This window comes from uncultured Leptotrichia sp. (assembly GCF_938036635.1).
GTDB lineage: Bacteria > Fusobacteriota > Fusobacteriia > Fusobacteriales > Leptotrichiaceae > Leptotrichia > Leptotrichia hongkongensis.
In genome coordinates, this window is sequence record NZ_CALHQO010000027.1 from 1 (window position 1) to 1,087 (window position 1,087).

Consider the following 1,087-nt stretch of genomic DNA (forward strand, 5'->3'; position numbering starts at 1 on the left):
CTGTCATATTTAAAAATGAAAAAGGAAAATTTGACAAGCAATTTTACAAAAATAAATTATTTATCAGCAGTTGGAGTCGCATTAATCGGAATTTTGGAAATTATAAAAGTGGATAAATATATGAATATAGTAAAAAATCCACTTGCAGCTGGAATGTCAATGATGAGCAATCAGCAGGAAATACCAAATCCAAATCCGAAACTATGGATATTCTTTTCAGTGCTGTTCCTAATTCTAGCAGTTATTTCTACAACAACAAACTATTTCAAGGCATTTAAAAGCAAGGACTTTGAAATGGCGGATGTACAAGCAGGAATCCAAACTGCCAAAGAAAAATACAACAAGATGGATTCAGGACAAAAGAAAAAAATTGGAATTATAGCGGCTGTAATCGTAGGAGCATTGGTACTTTACAATATTGGCGTGAATTATATATTTTTAGATAATGTCGATTTTAGCAAAGCTTATGCTGTCAGAGTCACTGGAGATTCAGAAAATGCCTCAATATCATGGGAGACAAAATACGACTACTATTACAAGATAAAAGAGGAAGCGAATAATAATAAGAAAGCACAAAAAGAAATGGAATTTCTAGATAATGGAGAAATTAGCATTGACTATCCTAAAGACAAGCAGTTTAAAAATGGAGACACAGTAACAGTGAATTTTACATATAATAAGGATTTAGCCAAAAAATTAAAAATCCGTCCTAAAAATACAAAAGTAAAAATAAAAATAGAAAATCTTCCAAAAATCGCAAAAGAAGTTAATGAAGTAAAAAATTTAAAGGCATTTGTAACAAAACTTTCTCAAGCTAGACTCGAACATACCTATGACAACATGGCTTTCTATAATGTCGTTGATTTGTCTACATACTCAGCATTGCCAAATATTTATTACAAAAAAGACGATAGTGGACACTTGACTTTAAAATATTTTTACGGCTCTGTTTCTGCTGGAGAAGAAATTTTAGCGGTTACAGTAAAAAACATTATTTTAGATAAAAATGGCAATATCATTTCATATGATGATAATGAATTGAATGATAAAAATAACTATGAAAAATATTACAGCATTCCTGAAATAG

At 30.1% G+C, this 1,087-nt stretch carries 1 protein-coding gene; it reads left to right on the plus strand.

Annotated elements, in window-relative coordinates; all coding sequences use genetic code 11:
• Positions 1-15: 15 nt before the first annotated feature.
• A partial coding sequence (locus Q0370_RS00405) for a hypothetical protein (RefSeq protein WP_299570563.1) occupies positions 16-1,087 on the plus strand: 1,072 nt, incomplete at its 3' end.